The organism is Xylophilus ampelinus, assembly GCF_003217575.1.
GTDB lineage: Bacteria > Pseudomonadota > Gammaproteobacteria > Burkholderiales > Burkholderiaceae_C > Xylophilus > Xylophilus ampelinus.
In genome coordinates this window covers 1-1,961 of record NZ_QJTC01000054.1, presented here as the reverse complement: position 1 = coordinate 1,961, position 1,961 = coordinate 1, and the positions used below count along the sequence as shown (strand labels likewise).

2 protein-coding genes are annotated in these 1,961 nt (G+C 54.2%); both read left to right on the top strand.

Features of this window, described 5'->3' with window-relative positions; translation table 11 throughout:
* Positions 1–188, top strand: a 188-nt coding sequence (locus DFQ15_RS18170) for a hypothetical protein (RefSeq protein ID WP_324999301.1), incomplete at its 5' end; no start/stop codon positions are given.
* A gap of 355 nt (positions 189–543) precedes the next feature.
* The coding region (locus tag DFQ15_RS17300; protein WP_199399909.1) for a hypothetical protein at positions 544–1,961 on the top strand (1,418 nt) is incomplete at its 3' end.

The window sequence follows — 1,961 nt, the reverse complement described above, 5'->3', positions numbered from 1 at the left end:
ATGCACATCGTGACCGCTACGCGCTTGGCACCGCGGCGCTTGCCTTCGATCAAGGCATGGCCGGTCAGGCGCTGGCCCGATACGCCGTAGGGGTGACCCGAGGCATGCCAAGCGCAAGGAATAAAGCGACCATAACCGACACTTGTACAAGACGCGCCATCTCATCGAAAACATCTTCGCCCGCCTGAAGCGGTACTGCGCTAGTTCCATATGCCACGACAAGACGGCGCGCAACCTCCTCGGGGCCATTCATTTCGCGGCGACGATTGTGCGGTTTGCCCGTCCCTATGACCAACGCTTTCATAGATTATTTATTGATGACACGCCCAGGTCACCACTGTTGCAGTTTAAAATTTTCCGTTCCAGCAAACCGAAATAATGGACTAGCATACGAAATAAAATGATTCGGCCCGCCCCCCGGAAGTAGACTTTTTGTTCAAAGCATGCAAGGATCAGATTTAGAAATTCACATTAATAATACCATCGAGGCATAAGATGAAAGATCTTTATCCATTCGGTACTGGTACTTCGTGGACACACGACTTGTACGAGGCCGACAGACTCCAGGAAATGCAAAATGCGGGCGTATCGCAACAAAGCGGTACCGCGCTCGCTGCGGGCCCACTGGCCGGCCTGCCCGCGAGGCCGCAGGGCGATGGCCGCCCTGAGGAAACCCGTCGCGCCCTCGAAACTGCCATTCCGACGCCGACGGTCATCGAGTCTGTATATTTACCATCTCCCAGCATTCACCGCAGCTCTGCGAACTTTCCGCGTTTCGATGCACCGCGGCCCTCGCGGCGCGGACGGCAGGTGGTTTCGGAGCAGGCCTCTGTCGAAGTTAATTCCCCTGATCATTCTTCCGCAGAGTTGCATGCTCGGGTGCAAGACGCGCCGCGCGTCCAGTGCGCCTTGCCTGCAAAAGCTAAACGGGCGATCAGTGGAATACCCTATCCGGATGATGCATGGCTCATCACCATGTTTCGTTTAAATGCCGAGGCCGGCGGAAGTAACAAGAACACCGCATTAATTTACAGTAAGATTTTGACCAAATTAAGCATCTGGCTCAGGGAAAATGACAAGCCAGGGTTGCATGCTCGTTTGTTCGAGGAGGAATTGGCGCAAGACCTCAGGAAATTCGCAATGCAGACGCAAAAATGGTATGTTCCAATGTCGTTACTGGATCACCTTAGGGAATCTATGACAAATGGGCCGCTAAAAATCCCACGCTCCGATCGGAATCTTATTCAAATTCCAGAAGAAGATGATTGGCTGATCTGCGAAGTTTTCTCACAAAATGACAAAACTTCCACGGGTTACAATAACCAGCTGAAACGATTCAGCTCATGGCTCCATGAGAACGGCGAGCGGGGTTTGTGCGATGAAGGTAGCCTGCACTCCGACCACCTGACAGCACAGGCCAGAATTTACATGACGGAAGGAACGGGCCGTAATGGCCTGACTCCGGCGCTGAAGCAGCTGAGAAATTTCGACCGCACAGGAACCAAGGTATATCAACACAAGAACGACACCCGTACAATTCCCGTGGAAGATATTCTGCTGAGCGAAAAATTTGCCGCGTGGTTGAGGGAGCAGGGATATGGAGGGAAGGTCAACCGTCGCGGAAAAGACGACGGAGCCGCCATTCAAGCAAGCTCATTGCGGTCGTTCTGCGCTTGGATGCAACGGACGGGGCGCGCCTCCACATCCCTGGCATCCCGTCTCCGAAGCGGAGATAGAAGTTTGGATACCGAATTGGATTGCTACACGTATGGTAAAAGTGTGAGCTTTGCCAAGACCATGAAAACGACATTGCGCCGAGCACGCCAGATGGTCGGCGATTCCCATGGGGATTCCGTCAACAACTCTTCTCGCGTTACCGGCCTCGGTCACACGGCCCCGCAAATGCTTCGGCTCGGGCCTCGGAGCGCAGCGGAGTTGTCCGCGTCCCGGGGGTCCGTGAA